The organism is Deinococcus yavapaiensis KR-236, assembly GCF_003217515.1.
Taxonomy (GTDB): Bacteria; Deinococcota; Deinococci; order Deinococcales; family Deinococcaceae; genus Deinococcus_A; species Deinococcus_A yavapaiensis.
In genome coordinates this window covers 56,006-75,306 of record NZ_QJSX01000004.1, presented here as the reverse complement: position 1 = coordinate 75,306, position 19,301 = coordinate 56,006, and the positions used below count along the sequence as shown (strand labels likewise).

The following is a 19,301-nucleotide window of genomic DNA, read 5'->3' as shown; positions in this document are numbered from 1 at the left end:
TGTCGCCCCGCCCTCCCGCTTCCCCCCGAAAGGACCGTTCATGACCACTCCGGAACCGACGAGCGCGTCGAACATCACCGAGCAGAACAAAGCCCTGTTCAACCGGTGGTTCGGGCGCGTGTGGAACAGCGGCGAGTACGCAATCGCGCATGAAGTTATCAGTCCCCGCATGCGCGTTCACGGCGCGGGCGGCCAACCGGTCGAGCAAGGCCCCGACGGCCTCGTCGGCTTGATCTCGACGTGGCGCGACGCCTTTCCCGACGGCCGCATGGACTCGACCTTGCTGATCGCCGAGGGCGACCTCGTCGCGGCGCTCCTCACGTGGCGCGGCACGCACCAAGCGGAATTCTACGGCGCGCCCGCCAGCGGACAGTCGGTGGTGTGCACGTCCATCGGCATCGACCGAATAGAGAACGGCATCATCGTCGACGGCTGGGGCGAACTCGACATGGTCGGCATGATGCAGCAGATGGGCGTCATGCCGAAGGTCGGTCCCGGCGCGAGCGCGCACGAGCAGTCCGCCGAGTGGGGCAGTCCGACCGAAGTGCGCCCCGGAGAGGGACGCGGCGACGAGAAGGCGGTCGCGCAAGCGTTCGTCGAGGCGTTCAACGCGGGCAACCTCACGCCCGTTCTCGCCGAGGACTACCGCGAATTCAACCCCGCCTTGGGCGCGCGTGACGCGGACGAAGCGAACGAAATCGTCGCCGAGTTGCGCGCCGCCATGCCCGACTTGCAGTACCGCCACGATCCCGGCTTGCTGATCGCCGAGGGCGATCTCGTGGCCGTTCACGGCGTCCTCATCGGGACGTACAACGGCGCCGGACTGTGGGGAAGCAAGCCCAACGGGCAGTACGTCGCGTGGACTCAATCCGAGATTCTGCGTATCCGTGACGGAAAGGTCGCCGAACGCTGGAGCTGCCCGGACGTCTTGTCGCTGTACCAAGGAGCGGGCGTGCTGCCCACCGCCGGAGGAACGTCATGACGGCGCTCGATCCTCAAGCCGTGCGCCGCAAGCTCACGCCCAGCGAAATGAAAGCCCGGATGGTCTACATCTACGACGAGACCAACAAAGGCAACCTCGCCGTGTTCGAGGAACTCTTCGCGCCCGAGTTCGTCAGTTACGGCGGCGCGGGCTTCGGAGATCTGCACGGGCCCGCCGCGTTCCGCGACTTGTACCAGCAGTTTCTCGTCGGCATGCCCGACTTGCGCATCGACTCGACCTTCATGGTGGCCGAAGGGGACATCGTCTTCGTGCGGGGCACGCTCACCGGAACGCACAGCGGCGACTTCATGGGCGTCGCGCCGACGAACAAGAGAATCGAGTGGACGGGCACCGCCGTCTTCAAGTTCGGCGAGCAGGGCTTGTGCGTCGCGCGCTGGCAAGAGTGGGACGGCTTGAGCGTCCTTCAGCAACTCGGCGTCATCCCGACGCCGCCGAACGCGCCCACTCCGAACCTCTCGCACGCGCCCGAAGCCGATCCGACCGCTGCCGACGTCGATGCGGAGCGCGTGAACGCCAACCGCGCCCTCATGCGCCGCTTCATCCAGGAAGTTTGGAACGAAGGCAACATGGACGTCGCCGACGAGATCTTCGCGCCGAACGCCACGAGCCCCGACGCGCCGGGGCTGCCCGACGGCCCGCAAGGCGTCAAGATCATCGCGCAGATGTTCCGCTCGGCCTTCCCCGACTACCACATGGAAATCGACCTCATCGCGGCGGAAGGCGACCGCGTCGCGGCGCACTTCATCCAGACGGGCACGCACCAAGGCGAACTGATGGGCATTCCCGCCTCGGGGCGCACCGTGCGCTTCGGTGAGATGGGCCTCCTTCGGCTCGAAAACGGGCAGGTCGTCGAAAGCTTCTACAACCCGGACATGCTGACGCTCATGCAGCAACTCGGCGTGGGCGGAAACGCCCCCGCGAGCGGCGCCTGACCGCACGTTCGTTTCTCTCTCGGAGGACTCATGGAAATCGATACAGTCTCCTCGGTCATTTCGTCCAACGCTCCAGGCGTCCTGCGCGGCGTGCTTCGCCGCTTGCTAGAGGACGCTTGGGGCCGGGCGGACGTCTCGGCGATTCGTGACGGGATGGTACCGAACCTCGTCAATCACAACCCCATGCCGGGCACGACGTCCGACCGCGACGGATACGAGCAGGCCGTTCGGATGTTCCACGAGGGCCTCACGATCACGTCCATGGTGATGCGTCACCAACTCGTCGACGGCGATCTGGCCGTCGACCACTGGGAAGGCGAAGGCGTTCATACCGGGAACTTCGCGGGCATTCCCGCCACGGGCAAGACGCTGAAGTTGCGGGGACTCGGCATCGGCCGCTTCGAGAACGGCTTGATCGTCGAACGCTGGGGCCAGATGAACATGATGGACGTGCTGCAGCAACTCGACGTGATTCCCGGCGGCGGCGAGGCGCAACCCCCGCTCGACTTGCCGATCGTGGAGGGCCGCGTCACGACCCCCGAGGAAAACAAGGCGGCCGTGCGCCGTCTCACGGAGGAAGTCTGGAATCAGGGAAGAACGGACGTGATTCCGGAAATCTACCACGATCTCTCCGTGGCGCCCGACGTGCCGCAACTTCCGGTTGGGCCCGCCGGAACTCGATTCGCCGTGGAGACGTTCCGCACGGCCTTCCCGGACTTTCACATGACGATCGAACACCTCCTCGCCGAGGGTGACTTCGTCGTCGCGCGCTTTCGTCAGCAAGGAACGCACCGAGGCGATTTGTTCGGCATTCCGCCGACGGGCCACGAGGTGGACTTCGAGGAGATCGCCTTGCTGCAATTCGCCGACGGCAAGGTGATCGGCACGTGGTACGAGACCGACATGATGACCTTGATGAGCCAACTCGGCGTTGGCCCCGCTCGGGAGGAGACCGTGACGCAGACCCAGGAATCCAACGAGAACACGAGCGCCTCGACGCGCGACGTGATCGACGCTTACTACCGCCTCGCGAACGCCGGGGACTGGTCCGCGTGGTGCGACCTGTTCACGGACGACCTCGTGATGGACGAGCAACTCGCCGGCCACATCGAGACCTTGGCGACCCTGAGGCCGATGATGGACGGCATGGGAACGGCGTACAGCCGATTCCAGAACGTTCCGCGCCACATCATCGTTTCCGAAAACGAAGCGGCGGTCGTGTCGCACATTTCCGCGCTCGCCGCGAAGTACCCGGATCGGCCCATCGAGGCCGAAGTCATGAACTACTTCCGTCTTCGCGACGGCAAGATCGCCTACATGGCAAACTTCCACGACAGCGTTCCCTTCAAGCCCTTCCTCGACCAGCTGTCCGGGGGCGAAGCATGACCGCACGCCAAGAATTCGACTACATCGTCGTCGGGACCGGCGCGGGCGGAAGCGTCCTCGCCAATCGCCTCAGTGAGGACGCCTCGGCGCGCGTCCTCGTGCTGGAGGGCGGCACGCGCGACGTGCCCGACAACGTGCACATCCCAAGCCTGTGGTACACCCTGCTCGGCTCGGCCGTGGACTACGGTTACACCACGGTGCCGCAACCGGGACTCGGGGGACGCCAAGTCTACGAACCGCGCGGACGCCTCATCGGAGGCTCGTCGAACTTCTACATCATGATGCACATTCGCGGGCACGCCTCGGATTACGACAACTGGGCGTACAACGGCGCGCCCGGCTGGAGTTACCAAGACGTCTTGCCGTACTTCAAGAAGCTCGAAGACCAAGAGGACGACACGAGTCCCTGGGCCGGGCACGGCGGCATGATTCGGCTGCAAAACGCAGGCTTGCACGGCCCCAATCCCACCTCGCAGGCCTTCATCGACGCGGGGCTCGAGCTCGGCTATCCGCGAACCGAGGACTTCAACGGTCCGCAGATGGACGGCGTGGGATGGCATCACGTCAACATCAAGGACGGCCAGCGGCACGGCGCTCTGCGCGCCTACCTCCTGCCCGCCCTCGAACGTCCGAACCTCACGCTCCTCACGGACGCGCCCGCCACGCGCCTGCTCTTCGAAGGCAAGCGCTGCATCGGCGTGGAGTACGACCGTGGCGGCGAACGGCAGCAAGCGTTCGCGTCCGCCGAAGTCATCGTGTGCGGCGGCGCCATCGAATCGCCCAAGCTCCTGATGCTGTCCGGCATCGGCCATCCCGATCAACTGGGCGCGCACGGCATCGACACGGTCGCCGCCTTGCCCGGCGTCGGCGAGAACTTCCACAACCACGTCCTGACCGGCGTGATCCAAGAGTGCGGTCCGGCCGTTCCGCCTCCCAACCAGAACTTGTCCGAAGCGGCGCTGTTCTTGCGCTCCGATCGCGGCTGGCCCGCGCCGGACTTGCAAATCGCGTTCGTGCACGTGCCCTTCAACATCATCGTGGGACAAGGCCACCCGAACTCGGTCAGCATCCTGCCGGGCGTCGTCCGACCGCTATCGCGCGGCTGGATTCGCCTCGCGTCCGCCGATCCCCTCGCCAAGCCCCTCGTGAACCCCAACTACCTCGGCGTCGAAGCCGACTTGGAACGTCTCGTGCTCGCCGTGAAGATTTCGCGCGACTTGTTCGCCACGCGCGCGCTGAGCGGATGGGTGAAAGACGAGTTGATGCCGGGCGCGGACGTCCGAACGGACGAGCAACTGCGCGCCTGGGTGAAGCAAACCGCCGACTCGTACCACCACCAGGCGGGCTCGTGCAAGATGGGCCTCGACGACCTCAGCGTCGTCGGTCCGGACTTGCGCGTGCACGGCGTGCAAGGCTTGCGCATCGCCGACGCGTCCGTGATGCCGGCGGTGCCCAGCGGCAACTGCCACGCGGGCATCGTGATGATCGCCGAGAAGTGCGCCGACCTCATCAAGGGCGTCAAAATCAAGACCGCGGAGGCTGCCTCTCATGCCTGAACCTCGCTTGACGGGCAAGAAGATCGCGATTCTGATGGAATCGGACTTCTACGAGCCCGAAATCTTGTACTACAAAAGCCGCTTCGCCGAAGAAGGCGCCGAAGTCCACTTCGTGACGCGCCTGTGGGGCCAGCCGGGACTCACGTTCCAAGGGCACGAGCACCGCATGCCCTTTTACGTCGACAAGAGCTTCGAGGACATGAGCGACGAGGACTTGCGCTCGTACGCCGCCGTGATCGTTCCGGCCGGATTCGTATCCGACCGACTTCGGTACACGCCGGACGTGACGCAACCGTCGCCCGCCGTGGCGTTTCTTCGTCGGGCGTTCGCCGAGCCGAGCATCGTGAAGGGCGTCATCTGCCACGGCCTGTGGCTCGTGGCGTGGGCGCCCGACCTCGTGCGCGGACGCCGCCTCACGACGCACAACAACCTCTTCGCGGACGCGATGAACATGGGCGCTCTCTACGAAAACGAGGACGTCGTCGTGGACGGCGACCTCGTGACGGGCCGGACGGGCGGGCACCACGCGGTGTTCGCGCGCCGCCTCATGGACGAGATCGTGGCGCGAAGCGCGGCGAAGGAAGCGGTGAACGCGTGAAGTTCTCGCACGTCGCCCTCAACTGTGCCAATCCGCGTGCGACCGCCGACTTCTACGTGAGCTTCTTCGGCTTTTCGTTGTCGCGCGTGTTCGACCTCGGCGAAGGCAAGCAACTGATCTTCTTGCGCAACGGCGACGCCCTGCTCGAACTTTTCCAAGCCGAAGGTGTCGGGGAGCCGCTGCAAAACGACGGTCCCGCCGAACGCGGCGTGCTGCGGCACCTCGCGTTTCAAGTCGACGACGTGGACGCCACGCTCACGAAGCTCGGTTCGCACGCGCCCGTCACGCTCGGCCCGGTGGACTTCGACGCTTTCATTCCCGGCTGGCGCACCGTGTGGGTGCGCGATCCGGACGGCAACATCGTCGAGATCAGCCAAGGGTACACCGACGATCCGAAACTGCTGCAAGAAACCCTGACAGGAGACACCGCATGACCCAGACCAGCGTCAACGTCGACGTCCAGCAAGGCCGGCACGTCAACACCATCTCCTTCACCTTCTCCGACTCGATCGCCGGATACGTCACGAACTTCGACGAAGCGGGACGCACCTTCGGCCTGCGCACCTCCGACGGACGCCAATTCGAGGTGAAGCTCAAGGGCAACACCTACGCGTATGTCATGCGCAACCTCGGCGAACCGTACCTGGACGCCACCGGAAGCGTCTTCTCGATGCTCACCGAGGACCGCTTCATCTACGCGTACGGCGTGTACTACCCCGAGGGCGGCGCCTTCACGTTCGAAGCGCAGTTTCTGGTGTTCGTGGGCCGCAAGCCCGACGAGTTCCGCTTCGAAACGCAAAACTGGTGGGTGGAGCAACTGCGGCAAATCGCCAAGTTCTACCGCAAGGCGCAGTTCGGCACCGACGAGATCGACTTCAAGAACTACCGCACGATCATCAACCTCTCGGGCGAGCGTCAGCGCGACAATTACGTGCAGGAAACCGACACCATCTCGCGTCTCGTGTACGGCTACGCGTCGGCGTACCTGCTGACGGGCGACGAGGAGTTCTTGGAGATCGCCGAGAAGGGCACGAAGTACCTGCGCGACCACATGCGCTTCTACGACCGCGACGAGAACATCGCCTACTGGTACCACGGCATCAACGTGCAGGGCGAGCGCGAGAAGAAGTTGTTCACGTCCGAGTTCAGCGACGACTACGACGCGATTCCGGCTTACGAGCAGATCTACGCGCTCGCGGGCCCCATCCAGACGTACCGCGTGAACGGCGATCCGCGCATTCTCAAGGACGCCGAGCTTACCATCGACTTGTTCGATCGCTTCTTCCTCGACAAGGAAAAGGGCGGCTACTTCAGCCACCTCGATCCGATCACGCTCGATCCTCAAAGCGACGCGATCGGCGAGAACAAGGGCAAGAAGAACTGGAACTCGGTCGGCGACCACGCGCCCGCGTACCTTATCAACCTCGTGCTCGCCACCGGCGACGAGCGCTACACGAAGATGCTCGAAAGCACCTTCGACACCATCGCCAAATACTTCCCGAACTACGAAGAGTCGCCCTTCGTGCAAGAGAAGTTTCTGACCGACTGGTCGCACGACCGCACGCACATGTGGCAGCAAAACCGCGGTGTCGTCGGGCACAACCTCAAAATCGCTTGGAACTTGACGCGCATGTACGGCATGGCCCCGAAGCCCGAGTACGAGGCCCTCGCCCGCCGCATCGCGAGCGAAATGCCGAAGGTCGGGATGGACACGCAGCACGGCGGTTGGTACGACGTCATGGAGCGCATGCGTGACGAAGGCAACGAACGCCACCGCTTCGCCTTCCACGACCGCAAGGCGTGGTGGCAGCAAGAGCAGGGCATCCTCGCGTACCTCATCATGAAAGGTGTGTTCGGCGACGACGAGTACCTCAAGCTCGCGCGTGAATCGCAGTCGTTCTACAACGCGTGGTTCCTCGATCACGACGACGGAGCGGTGTACTTCAACACCTTCGCCAACGGCATGCCGTACCTGCTCGGAACGGAGCGCTTCAAGGGCAGCCACTCGATGAGCATGTACCACTCGTCGGAACTGTGCTACCTCTCGGCGATCTACAACAACTTGCTGATCTTCAGCAAGCCGATGGACTTCTACTTCAAGCCCATCCCGGGCGGCTTCAAGGACAACATCTTGCGCGTGTCGCCCGACATCCTGCCGCCGGGCACCATCAGGATCACCGCCGTGGAGATCGACGGCGTGCCTTACGAGAACTTCGACGCGCAAGCTCTCACCGTCACGCTTCCCCAAACCGAGGAGCGCGTGAAGGTGAAAGTCACGATCACGCCTCGCTGAACCCTCGACTCCACCCCCTCCCTCCAGAGGGGGAGGAGACGAAGAAGGAGCTTCATGGACGTTTCCAACGAAACCAGACAAGGTGTGACCGTCGTGACGCTCGACGGAGACATCGACGGAAAGAACGCGGGAACCACGCAAGCGAACGTGCTGCCGCTCATTCCGCAAGACGGCAAATTGCTGCTCGACATGACGAAGGTCGGATACATGTCGAGCGCGGGCCTGCGCATGCTGCTGCTGCTGTACCGCCAAGCGCTCGGCAAGGGCAGCTCGGTCGCCCTCGTGGGCTTGAGCGAAGAAATTCGCGACACGATGAGCGCGACGGGCTTTCTCGATCACTTCAAGGTCGCGTCGAGTGTGGACGAGGGCGTGGCCGCCCTGTCGTCATGACCGCGCCGAAAGGTCAGACGTCCGCCGAAAGCGGAGCGGCGAGCTTGCGCATCGACTTCTACCCGACGCACGAGCACGAACAAGACGGCGTCACGTACCGATTGCGTTCGGGACGGCCCTTTCCCTTCGGAGCCACGCTCGTTCCGAACGGCGTGAACTTCAGCATCTACTCCAGCCACGCGTCGAACTGCACGCTCGTCCTCTTCGACAAGGGCGCGCCCGAACCCAAGGCGGAAATTCCGTTTCCCGAGGAATTCAAGATCGGCGACGTGTTCGCGATGGTCGTGTTCGATCTCGACGTGGAAACGCTGGAGTACGGCTACCGAATGGACGGCCCGTTCGATCCGGCGCGCGGCTTGCGCTTCGATCCGACGAAAGTCCTGATGGACCCCTACGCGAAAGCGGTCGGGGGACGCGACGTGTGGGGCGAAGTGCCGGATTGGAACGATCCCTTTCCGCATCGCTCGCGCCTCGCCTTCGACGACTTCGACTGGGAAGGCGACCGCCCCCTGCAAATTCCGAACGAGGACCTCGTCGTGTACGAGATGCACGTGCGGGGCTTCACGAAATCCGCGTCGAGCGGCGTGCGCTTTCCCGGCACGTTCGCCGGATTGCGCGAAAAGATTCCTTACCTCCAAGCGCTCGGCGTGAACTGCGTGGAACTCATGCCGATCTTCGAGTTTGACGAGTTCGAGCACTCGCACACCGACCCCGAGACGGGCGAGGTGAATCACCTCAACTACTGGGGATACTCGACCGTCAACTTCTTCGCGCCGAAGTCGGGCTATGCGGCCACCGGACGTCTCGGCATGCAAGTCGACGAGCTCAAGCAACTCGTCAAGGACCTTCACAAGGCGGGCATCGAGGTGATGCTGGACGTCGTGTTCAACCACACGGCCGAAGGCGACCACCGCGGCCCGACGATTTCCTTTCGGGGCCTCGACAACTCCGTGTACTACATGCTCACGCCCGAGGGGTACTACTTCAACTTCTCCGGCACAGGCAACACGCTGAACTGCAACCATCCCGTCGTGCGCAACATGGTCCTCGATTGCCTGCGCTACTGGGCGTCCGAGTTCCACATCGACGGCTTCCGCTTCGATCTCGCCGCGATTTTGGGCCGCGCCGCCGACGGCACGCCGCTGTCCAACCCGCCCCTTTTGGAGGCGCTCGCGCACGACCCGATCCTCGCGAAGTGCAAGCTCGTCGCCGAGGCGTGGGACGCGGGCGGCTTGTACCAAGTCGGCAGCTTTCCGGCGTACAACCGCTGGGCGGAATGGAACGGCAAGTACCGCGACACGGTGCGCCGCTTCATCAAGGGCGACGAGGGCGTCGTGGCGGACCTCGCCACGCGAATCGCCGGATCGCCCGACCTCTACTCTTCGCGCGGCGCGACGGCGTCCATCAACTTCGTCACGGCGCACGACGGCTTCACCTTGCACGACATGGTGTCGTACAACGACAAGCACAACGAGGCCAACGGCGAGGACAACCGCGACGGCGCGAACGACAACAACTCGTGGAACCACGGCGTGGAAGGGGAGACGAGCGACGAGGCGATCCTCGCCTTGCGCGAACGGCAGATCAAAAACGCCGCCGTGCTCCTGATGACGTCGCAGGGCGTGCCGATGATGCTGATGGGCGACGAGGTCGGACGCACCCAGCACGGCAACAACAACACGTACTGCCACGACAACGACCTCTCGTGGTTCGACTGGTCGCTCACCGAGACCAACGCGGGTCTGCTGCGCTTTTGGCAGCACCTCGTCGCGCTTCGCCACGCCCATCCCGTGCTGCGCAACCGCTACCACCACAGCGGCTTCGACTACGTCGGAAGCGGCGTTCCCGACCTCTCGTGGCACGGCGTTCGCGCTTGGCGGCCCGACTGGTCGCCCGCGAGCAGAACTTTGGCGTTCATGCTCGACGGCCGTCACGCCCGGGGAGGCACGGTGACCGACGATACCTTGTACGTCGCCCTCAACTCGTCGTGGGAAGCGAACGGCTTCGAACTGCCGACTCTGCCCGAAGGGCACGCGTGGTACGTGGCCGCCAACACGTCCATGCCGAGTCCGCACGACATTCACGCGCCCGGCGAGGAAGTTCGCCTCTCGGACCAATCGCACGTCCTGCTGGGCTCGCGCTCGGCGATGATCCTGCTCGGCAAACCCGACTCTCTCTCGAACGACCCTCAAGGAGACTGACCATGGCTTTCGACGCTCAACTCGATACGACCTCGCAATCCGGTACCGCCATCATCACCCTCACGGGACAACTCGACGCGGCGAGCGCCCCGGTCTTCCGCACGGCCATCGAAAACGCGGCGGGCGCGCACCCGTCGAAGCTCGTCTTGATGATGAGCGCCCTCGACTACATGGCGTCGGCAGGCTTGCGCGCCCTCGTGTTCGCGAAGCAGAAGATGGGCGCGAGCACCGACATCTACGTCATCGGCGCGCAGGAAAGCGTCGCCGAGACGATCGAAATGACGGGCTTTCATCACAGTGTCGTGATGCAAGCCGAGTACCAGCCTGCCTAAAGGCGATGACTTCATGAGCGACCCTATTCCAGGCGCGGCCGTCACATCCCACGAGCACTTCGAGGTCTTGAAGGTCCCGGGCACGCTCGACGCCCTCGACGACCTCGCGGCGTTCGTGCTGCGTGCCGCCGACGTCGCCAACCTCGACAAGAAGGCCGCGTACCGCCTTCGCCTCGCCGTGGACGAAATCGCGACGAACATCGTCACGCACGGCTACGACGAGGCGGGCTTAAACGGCGACATCACGATCAGCGCGCGCCTCGCTCCGCACGCCCTCACCGTCACCCTCGAAGACGAGGCGGTGCCGTACGATCCTCTCAAGACGACGATGCCCGACGACCTCGCCGCGCCCCTGCACGAGCGTGACATCGGCGGGCTCGGCGTCTACCTCACGCTCCGCGGCGTCGACGAATTTCGCTACGAGTTCGTGGAGGGCCGCAACCGCAACATCTTCGTGATGAACTGCGGTCCACAAAGCGTCACGCCGGAGGTGAGCACCCGCGGCCCGAGCGTGCTGCTGTACGAAGGCAAGATGAGCAGCGCCGCTCTCAGCGCGGCCCTCAAAGGCTGCGGGTACGCGGTGTTCGGCGCGACCAGCCCGAGCGAGGCGCGTCCGCTTCTGGAGGCGGGCGAAATCGAGGTCCTGATCGTTCCCGACGACATCGACCCCAGGGAAGCCGAGGACTTGATCGGCGGCTTGTCGGCGCTGCCGCTCGGCGCGAAGCCCTTCGTTCTCGCGTACGCCACGCGCCCCGACCAGCTCAACGCCGTGCGCGCCTTGCTGGGCCTAGGCGCGCAAGATTACCTCGCGGGCTCTATCGAACCTGACCTCGTGCGGGTGCGCGTCGAGCATGCCCGCGAACGCAAGCGCCTCACCGAGCACCAAGAGGACGTCACGAAGAAGGCGGCCTTGCTGCTGATCGAGCGTGACGTGCAGATCGGGCGCGACATCCAGCTCTCGTTTCTGCCCGAGACGCTACCGCAACCGAGCGGCTGGGAGCTCACCGCGTTCTTCCGGCCCGCGCGCGAAGTCGCCGGGGACTTCTACGACGCGTTCGAACTCATCAACGGACGCCGCCTCGCCTTCTTGATCGCCGACGTGTGCGACAAGGGCGTCGGCGCGGCCCTGTTCATGGCGCTGTTTCGCACGCTCGTTCGCTCGAACGCGCAGCAGAACGTGTCGTTGAGCTGGATGGGCAAGAACACGTCGATCACCGAGAACCGTGATTGGCTGCGCGGCGATCCAGAACGGCGCCGTCAAAGCCTTCCGAGCATCGGCACGGGTCCTCTCATGCACGCCATCGAGAGCACCAACAATTACATCACCGAGAACCACGGCCTCACCGGGTACTTCGCGACGATGTTCATGGGCCTGCTCGATCCGCAAAGCGGCAACCTCATCTACATCAACGCGGGACACAACCCGCCCGTCCTTATCCGCGCCAACGGCGAGCGTGAGCTGTTGAAGCCCACCGGGCCCGCCGTCGGCATCCTGCCCGGCGCCAACTTCACGATTCAACAGGCGAATTTGCTGCCGGGAGACACGCTCTTCTTGCACACCGACGGCGTCACAGACGCCAAAGACATCACGGGCCGCTTCTTCACGGAAAAGCGCCTGTACGGCTTGCTGCAAACGCCCGCGCCCACCGCGCGCGGCAGCATCGAGCGAGTTCGCGACGAGTTGCTGACGCACATCGGTGCGGCCGCGCAGTTCGACGACATCACCATGATGTGCCTGCGTCGCGACGGCGACGCTCGACCAAGCTCAGCGTAAATCCACGGGAGGTCAGCGTGTCTAAAATCATCTCCATCCACTCGTTCCGCGGCGGCACCGGCAAGTCCAACACGTCCGCCAACCTCGCCACCCTGCTCGCCATGCAAGGTCTGCGCGTCGGGGTCGTCGACACCGACATCCAGTCGCCGGGCATTCACGTGCTGTTCAACCTCGAACCGACCGAGATGCGCCACACCCTCAACGACTACTTGTGGGGCAAGTGCGACATCGAGGAGGCGGTGCACGACGTCACGCCCAAGCTCGGCGTGCCCATCTCGGGCAAGGTGCTGCTCGTGCCGTCGAGCATTCGAACGAGCGAAATCAGCCGCGTGCTGCGCGAAGGGTACGACCCCGGTCTGCTCAACGACGGCTTTCAGCGCCTCGTGGAAAAGGCGCGGCTCGACGCCTTGATCATCGACACGCACCCGGGCGTCGGCGAGGAGACGTTGCTGTCGATCGCCATCAGCGACGCCCTCGTCGTGGTCATGCGGCCCGACCAGCAAGACTTCCAGGGAACGTCGGTCACCGTCGAGATCGGCCGTCACCTCGACGTGCCGCGCATGGTGATCGTCGTGAACAAGATGCCCAATATCTTCGACGAGCGCGACGTCAAGAAGCGCGTCGAAAACTCCTACGGCTGCGAGGTCGCGGCCGTGCTTCCTCACTCCGACGAGATGATGGCCCTTGCGAGTCAAGGCGTGTTCGTCGCCCGCTACCCCAACCATTCGCTCACCGAGCGCATGCGCGGCGTGGCAAAGAGCGTGTACGGACCAACAGTCCGTGTCTGATTGTTTCGTGAACTCGATGATCGAGTTCGAGGGCGTGCGGTCGCGCACAGGAGGCGTATGGAGAGGTCGACGGATCAAATCGCGGGCGACTCGCTGGGTGTGTTCGATTACATTGTCTCGGAAATTCACGCTTGGCCCAAAGGGGAGGGCGTCAAACTCGGCGACCTCGTCCACATCAGCGACCCGCTGCGAACGACGCTGCAGCGTGTCATACGAGAGGGCAGCGTCACCCTCGACGTCTTTTCCAGCGAGCTCGCGCTGGACCCCGCGCAAACGAACGCCGTCGTGGATCTGCTGCTCGACCACGGCTTTCTCAAGACTGTCGAGGACGCCGAGGACGGCGAGCCGCACTACCGCCTGTGGTACGCGCGGGCGCACCGCCGCGACAAACCGCTCGACGTGTGGACGAAGGTCCTCGATCACCTCGACGAAACCGACGCTTGACCTGATCCACTGCGAAAGGCCGATTCCTTGACGACGCTCCGTGCCAACGTGTTGAACCTCAGGGCGGGTGAATGGCGCCCCGTCCTGGTTCTCGGCCTCATGCTGCTGTGCAACGCCTTCGCGATGCAAATCTCGTACGTCTCGTCCGTCGCGGGCTTCCTCGCCGAGACGGACGTCGACAACATCTTGCTGGTGTGGATCATCGACTTCGCCCTCATCGCCGTGCTGACGGGGGCGCAAAGTCTCGTCGTGGACCGCTTCGAGCGCCGCAAGCTCTTCGTCGCCGTGACGCTGGTGTTCGCGCTCGCCTTCGTGGGCGTGCGCTGCTTGTTCTGGATCGGCGCGCCGGGCTGGTTGAGCTACGGCGCGTTGTACATGCTCGCCGAGCAGCAGTGGCTGTTCTTTCCGCTGGTGTTCTGGGCGTTCGCGAACGGCTTGTTCACCACCTCGCAAAGCACGCGCATCATTCCCGTCGTGTCGTCCTTCGCGTTCGCGGGACGCCTGCTCGGCCTCGGCTTCGCGGCGCTCGTTCCGGCGCTGCTCGCGCGCAGCGGCGCCGGACTGGAGTCGCTCGTGCTGGTCAACGCGGCCGTGTACCTCGGCATCCTGCTGACCTTCTTGACGCTCGGGCGCGACCTTCAGCCCACCACGGCCCTCAGCAAACGCGCCGAGGGCATGCGCGAAACGCTCACGGAAGGCTGGGAGTTCGTGCGCGAAGTGCCCGCTTTTCGCTACCTCACCGGCGCCATGGTCGCCCTCGCCGTGACGGAGACGATCGTCGAATTCCATTTTTTCAGAATCACCAGCGAAGCCTTCGCGGCCGCTGGCAGTTATGAGACCTTCTACAGCCTTTACCGCCTCGTGAACGTCTTGCTGGCTTTTTCGCTGCAACTGCTCGTGACGTCGCGCCTGCTGCAACGGCTGACTTTGAAAAAAGCCTTTTACGTCGCGCCGATCGCGTACTTCCTGGCCGTCGCATGTATGTTCGCGCTGCCCGGCGTGCTCGGCGGCGCGTTCGGCATGACCCTGCAAAAGACGACGCGCGACACCGTCGACGATTCGGCCCGCAAGTCCTTGCAAGGCGTGGTGCCCGAAGAACGGCGCGGCCGCGTCAGCATGTTCATGGACAGCTATGTGTTGTCGTTCGGCACGATCGTCGCGTCGCTTCTGACCTTCGGAATCGTGGTGCTCGGCGCTCACCTGCCGCTCGTCACGGGCGCCGTGTACCTCGGGGTCGCCGCCATGAGCGCGCTGCTCGCGTGGTACCTCGTGCGCCGCATGTCCCTCTCGTACGACCAGAGCATGCTCAACTGGCGTTTGAAGCGCCGAGGCCGCACGTCGAGCGTCCTCGACCGCCTGAACTTGTGACTCTCGACGCGTGAGGTGCTTTCGTGACTATTTCCGCCGTCCGCCCCTTCTCCAATGAAAGGAACACCGTGCCTCCGCTCCGCCTTGGCCTCACTTTCGATCGCCGCGAAGACTACTCGCGAAGTCCGAACTTGCCCCCCGATTTCTTCGGCGAGTTCGACGAGGAGCCGACCATTCGCGCGTTGGAGGAAGCTTTGGCGAGCCTCGGATACGCCGTGGACCGCATCGGGAATTTCGACGCGCTGCTTCGGCGTGTCGCGGCGGGCGATCGCTGGGACCTCGTGTTCAACATCGCCGAGGGACTCGGAGGCCGTTCGCGCGAAGCGCACGTCCCGGCCCTGCTCGAGGCGGTCGGCGTGCCCTACACGGGCTCCGATCCTCTCACCCTCGCGCTCACGCTCGACAAAGACTTCACGAAGCGCGTGTGGCGCGCGCACGACCTGCCGACGGCGCCTTGGTTCGTCGCCGCCTCGCCGAACGACCTCGGCCCGGAGCTTCCCGTGGAGTTCCCGCTCTTCGTCAAACCGCTGCACGAAGGTTCCTCGAAGGGCATCGACGAGAGCGCCGTCGTTCGTGACGTCGCCTCGGCGGCGGCGCGTGTCGAGCACGTGCAGCGCGTCTACGGGCAGCCCGCCCTGCTCGAACGCTTCCTGCCCGGTCCCGATTACGGCGTCGGCATCGTCGGAACCGGACGCGAAGCGTTCGCGCTCGGAGCCGTGCGCTACCTCACTACTGCCCCGGACGCCGTGCGGACGTTTCACGAAAAGGAGCACCACAAGGCGCTCGGCCGCTTGTCCGAGCCCGTGGAGGACGCCTCGCTGCGCGCGCACCTCGAAGACCTCGCCCTGCGCGCGTACCACGCCGTGGACGCCCGAGATCTCGGCCGCGTCGACTTGCGCGCCGACGAGCACGGCGCGCCGCAACTGCTCGAAATCAATTCCCTGCCGAACCTCGACGCCCGCCACTCGGGGATGGTCCTCATGGCGCGCGAGCGAGGCATGACGTACCGCGACTTGCTTCAACTCGTCGTCGATAGCGCCCATCGCAGGGCGTGCATCTCGCCGCACGGGGCGCTTCCCGCCCGGAAAGGGACACGATGACCGCGACGCCGTCCACCCTATCGACGCCCGCACGTCGCCAACGTAAGTTGTCACTGCGCGCCAAGCTGCTCATAGGCTTCACCTTGATCTTCACGGTCGTCTTCGCGGCGGCCTTTTACTGGTTTTACTGGTTCAGCACGGAAAACGCCTTGGCCCGCATTCGGCAAGACCTCGTCGAGACGGCGGCGGGCGCCGCCGCGAACATCGACGGCGAAAATCTGAGTCGTCTCGCCGCGTCGGGCAAGGCCAACAAGGCGGGCTTCTCCGACGATCCACGCTACAAACGCGAAATCGACGAGTTTCAGCGCATTCACGCGATCGAACCGCGCGCTTGGCCGTACACGTACGTTCGAGGCACGAAGGAAAACGAGATTGTCTGGATGACCGATTTGTGGTCCACCACGGACGACGTGCGGCGCGCCGTGCAGTTCAAGGACACCTTCGTCAGCAAAGGCAACTTGTGGCGCGGCTTGACGCAAGTGCAGCTCAACATGCCGCGAAATCGGCGCGGCGCCGACCTCAGCGAGACCTTCTGGGGGCGGCTCGGCTTGACGTCGTTCAACCCGCTCGGCCGCGTCGGGTACGAGGACGAGTGGGGCAAGTGGGTCTCCGCCTACCACCCGATTCTCGATTCGAAAGGGCAAGTCGTCGGCGCGGTCGGCATCGACTTCACCGCGTCCGAAGTCGACGACGTGCAAAACGCCATCCTCGGACAAGTCGCGCTCGTGTTCGCCATGGTGTACCTCGTGCTGTTCTTCCTCGTCTACATCGTCTCGGGCGTCTTGACGCGTCCGATCACCGTTCTCACCGCCGCCGCCGAGAAGGTCGGCGACGGTGACTACAACCAAGATTTCGGTCGTTTGGTGCGCGTGCGTACCCGCGACGAGATCGTGGTGCTCGCCCAAGTGCTCACCGGCATGACCGAGAAGGTGCGTGAACGCGAGCAGTCCTTGCGGCGCGAAGTGTTGGAACTGCGCATCGAGATCGATCAAGCGAAGAAGGAAAAGCAGGTCAAGGAAATCGTCGACACCGACTTCTTCCGTGACCTCAAGGGCAAGGCGGCCTCCATGCGCGCCCGCGCGAGCCAGCCGCGCGCAGACGAGTCCGACACGGACCCCAGGGAGCCGTCTCCATGACGTCGCGCGTTCCCCCGACACTCGTACTGCATTCGTTCGTACGCGGTTCGGGCAAGACGACGCTCGCCGCTCGCCTCGCCGTTCTCGCGTCGCGCGGCGCCCGCGTCGCCCTCATCGAGGCGGACCTCGGCGCGCCGTCCTTGCAGACGTTGCTGCACCTCGATGCTCCACGCTTCTACCTCAACGACTTCCTCGTCGGCGCTTGCCGAGCCGCCGACATCATGACGCCCTTGCAAGTCGTTCGTTCGGGCACGCTGTTCGTCGGGTGCGTCAACGACCATCCGACGGAAGTCGCGCGCACCGCCCGCACGAGACTGTCCGTCGAACAACTCGACCGCGCCCTGAGCGAACTGCGCGCCGAACTCGAGCTGGACCTCATCGTGCTGGACGCGGCGGCAGGTCTCGGCGAGCAGTCGCTGCCCGCCATCGCCCTCGCCGACGACTTGCTGCTCGTCATGCGCCTCGATCAGCAAGATTACCAAGGAACGGGCGTCACGGCCGACGTCGCGCGCAAACTCGGGGTGCCGTCGGTGCGGCTCCTCGTGAACATGGTCTTGCCGTCGTACGACGAGCGCGCCATCGAAGCGAGGGTGTCGGGCACCTACGACGCGGACACGCTCGTCGTGCCGTACGCCGAAACGCCCGACACGCTCGACGCGGCCCTCGCGAACTTGTGGGTCAGGCTTGCGCCGACCCTCGGTCGACGGGAGCGAGCCGAGTGACGATCGAATTGAGCGGCGTGGCACTGCTGCTGACGCAAGTCACGGTCATCTTGATCGCGTGCCGCGCCCTCGGGGCCCTGTTACGCCGTGTCGGCCAACCGCGCGTCGTCGGCGAGATCCTCGCGGGAATCCTGCTGGGGCCGTCGTTGCTCGGCGCCGCCTTGCCCGACGTGCAGCGCGCCTTGTTTCCGCCCGAGGGGCGCGACGTCTTGAACGCCCTCGGGCAAATCGGCCTCGTGCTGTACGTGTTCATCGTCGGGCTCGAACTCGACGTCACCCGCATGAAGCGCCTCGCCCGCGAAGGCGCGGCGGTCGCCGTGGCGGGCTTGGCCGCGCCCTTCATCCTCGGCGCGTTGCTCGCTTGGGCGTGGCACGACAACGCCACGCTGTTTCCGAGCGGCACGCCGCGCACGGCGGCGCTGCTCTTCCTCGGGGCCGCCATGTCCATCACGGCCTTGCCGGTACTGTCGCGCATCGTCAAGGAGCGCGGTCTGCTGCACGACCGAGTCGGCGTGCTGGCCCTCGCGGCGGGAGCCGTGTCGGACGTCGTCGCGTGGTGCCTGCTGGCCTTCGCGCTCGCCGCCACCGCCGGACAATTCGCGGGCGCGGTGCGCACCGTGCTGCTCACGGTCGCCTTCGCCGCTTTGCTCGTCTTCGTCGTGCGGCCGATTCTGCGCCGCCTTTTGCCCGACACGACGCCGAATTCGGGCGAAATTCCCGTCGCCTTGCTCGCCACCTTGCTCGTCTGCGCTCTCACCACCGAACTCATCGGCGTTCACGCCATCTTCGGCGCGTTCCTGCTCGGCCTCGTCACGCCGCGCACCGAGCGCGCCCACGCCGTCGTCCGTACGCTCGAACCTTTCACGGTCACGCTGTTGTTGCCGATCTTCTTCGCCTTCAGCGGCCTGAACACGAAGTTCGCCTCGCTGAGTTCGCCCGCCGTGTGGTGGACTGCCCTCGTCGTGCTGTTCGTGGCGTGCGCCGGAAAAGGGCTGGCGAGCTTTCTCGCCGCGAGGGCGAGCGGCTTGGACACTTATACCTCCGTCGGTGTCGGCGCGCTCATGAACGCCCGCGGCCTCGTCGAGCTCATCGTCCTCAACGTCGGCCTTCAACGCGGCCTCATCACCGACAACCTCTTCGCCGTGATGGTTCTCATGGCGGTTTCGACGACGCTCATCGCGGGGCCGCTCGCGTCTTGGAGCCAAGGGCGTCTCAATCGCGTGATGCCCGGCTCGCCCGGCTCGCCCATGCCTCCTTGAGGGCACAGGAGTCCGCCGC

Annotated in this window: 18 protein-coding genes; all 18 read left to right on the top strand. The window is 64.8% G+C overall.

What is annotated here, in order from left to right:
• The first annotated feature begins 40 nt into the window (after window positions 1–40).
• The 18 genes from DES52_RS06150 to DES52_RS06065 all read left to right on the top strand — a co-directional run bounded on the left by DES52_RS06150 (window position 41) and on the right by DES52_RS06065 (window position 19,282).
• Complete coding sequence (locus DES52_RS06150) at window positions 41–982, top strand: ester cyclase (RefSeq protein WP_110885925.1); 942 nt, start codon at window positions 41–43, stop codon at window positions 980–982.
• Window positions 979–1,935, top strand: coding sequence for an ester cyclase (locus DES52_RS06145; RefSeq protein WP_110885924.1), 957 nt, complete (start codon window positions 979–981; stop codon window positions 1,933–1,935). The genes DES52_RS06150 and DES52_RS06145 overlap by 4 nt, the downstream gene beginning before the upstream one ends.
• A gap of 30 nt (window positions 1,936–1,965) precedes the next feature.
• A complete protein-coding gene (locus DES52_RS06140; protein WP_110885923.1) occupies window positions 1,966–3,321 on the top strand; it encodes an ester cyclase in 1,356 nt (451 codons plus the stop codon).
• On the top strand, window positions 3,318–4,877 hold the full coding sequence (locus DES52_RS06135) for a GMC family oxidoreductase (RefSeq protein WP_110885922.1): 1,560 nt from the start codon (window positions 3,318–3,320) through the stop codon (window positions 4,875–4,877). Before DES52_RS06140 ends, DES52_RS06135 begins: the two co-directional genes overlap by 4 nt.
• Window positions 4,870–5,475, top strand: coding sequence for a DJ-1/PfpI family protein (locus DES52_RS06130; RefSeq protein ID WP_110885921.1), 606 nt, complete (start codon window positions 4,870–4,872; stop codon window positions 5,473–5,475). Before DES52_RS06135 ends, DES52_RS06130 begins: the two co-directional genes overlap by 8 nt.
• Entirely contained in the window at window positions 5,472–5,909 is a 438-nt protein-coding gene (locus tag DES52_RS06125; protein ID WP_110885920.1) for a VOC family protein, read from the top strand. Before DES52_RS06130 ends, DES52_RS06125 begins: the two co-directional genes overlap by 4 nt.
• Window positions 5,906–7,768, top strand: coding sequence for an AGE family epimerase/isomerase (locus DES52_RS06120; protein ID WP_110885919.1), 1,863 nt, complete (start codon window positions 5,906–5,908; stop codon window positions 7,766–7,768). The genes DES52_RS06125 and DES52_RS06120 overlap by 4 nt, the downstream gene beginning before the upstream one ends.
• A gap of 54 nt (window positions 7,769–7,822) precedes the next feature.
• A complete protein-coding gene (locus tag DES52_RS06115; RefSeq protein WP_110885918.1) occupies window positions 7,823–8,158 on the top strand; it encodes an anti-sigma factor antagonist in 336 nt (111 codons plus the stop codon).
• Window positions 8,155–10,359 carry a glycogen debranching protein GlgX gene (glgX, locus tag DES52_RS06110; protein ID WP_110885917.1) on the top strand — a complete coding sequence of 735 codons (2,205 nt, stop codon included), beginning with the start codon at window positions 8,155–8,157 and terminating at the stop codon, window positions 10,357–10,359. The genes DES52_RS06115 and glgX overlap by 4 nt, the downstream gene beginning before the upstream one ends.
• 2 nt (window positions 10,360–10,361) lie before the next feature.
• Complete coding sequence (locus tag DES52_RS06105) at window positions 10,362–10,691, top strand: STAS domain-containing protein (protein WP_110885916.1); 330 nt, start codon at window positions 10,362–10,364, stop codon at window positions 10,689–10,691.
• A gap of 13 nt (window positions 10,692–10,704) precedes the next feature.
• Window positions 10,705–12,465, top strand: coding sequence for a SpoIIE family protein phosphatase (locus tag DES52_RS06100; RefSeq protein ID WP_110885915.1), 1,761 nt, complete (start codon window positions 10,705–10,707; stop codon window positions 12,463–12,465).
• 17 nt (window positions 12,466–12,482) lie between these two features.
• On the top strand, window positions 12,483–13,253 hold the full coding sequence (locus DES52_RS06095; RefSeq protein WP_110885914.1) for a MinD/ParA family ATP-binding protein: 771 nt from the start codon (window positions 12,483–12,485) through the stop codon (window positions 13,251–13,253).
• A gap of 57 nt (window positions 13,254–13,310) precedes the next feature.
• Complete coding sequence (locus DES52_RS06090; RefSeq protein WP_110885913.1) at window positions 13,311–13,697, top strand: hypothetical protein; 387 nt, start codon at window positions 13,311–13,313, stop codon at window positions 13,695–13,697.
• Window positions 13,698–13,724: 27 nt separating this feature from the next.
• Window positions 13,725–15,065 carry a hypothetical protein gene (locus tag DES52_RS06085; RefSeq protein WP_110885912.1) on the top strand — a complete coding sequence of 447 codons (1,341 nt, stop codon included), beginning with the start codon at window positions 13,725–13,727 and terminating at the stop codon, window positions 15,063–15,065.
• 131 nt (window positions 15,066–15,196) lie between these two features.
• On the top strand, window positions 15,197–16,165 hold the full coding sequence (locus DES52_RS06080; protein ID WP_170130920.1) for a D-alanine--D-alanine ligase family protein: 969 nt from the start codon (window positions 15,197–15,199) through the stop codon (window positions 16,163–16,165).
• On the top strand, window positions 16,162–17,301 hold the full coding sequence (locus DES52_RS06075) for a HAMP domain-containing protein (protein WP_110885910.1): 1,140 nt from the start codon (window positions 16,162–16,164) through the stop codon (window positions 17,299–17,301). Before DES52_RS06080 ends, DES52_RS06075 begins: the two co-directional genes overlap by 4 nt.
• On the top strand, window positions 17,298–18,023 hold the full coding sequence (locus DES52_RS06070; protein WP_110885909.1) for a MinD/ParA family ATP-binding protein: 726 nt from the start codon (window positions 17,298–17,300) through the stop codon (window positions 18,021–18,023). The genes DES52_RS06075 and DES52_RS06070 overlap by 4 nt, the downstream gene beginning before the upstream one ends.
• On the top strand, window positions 18,020–19,282 hold the full coding sequence (locus DES52_RS06065; protein WP_170130919.1) for a cation:proton antiporter domain-containing protein: 1,263 nt from the start codon (window positions 18,020–18,022) through the stop codon (window positions 19,280–19,282). The genes DES52_RS06070 and DES52_RS06065 overlap by 4 nt, the downstream gene beginning before the upstream one ends.
• The last annotated feature ends 19 nt before the right edge of the window (window positions 19,283–19,301 follow it).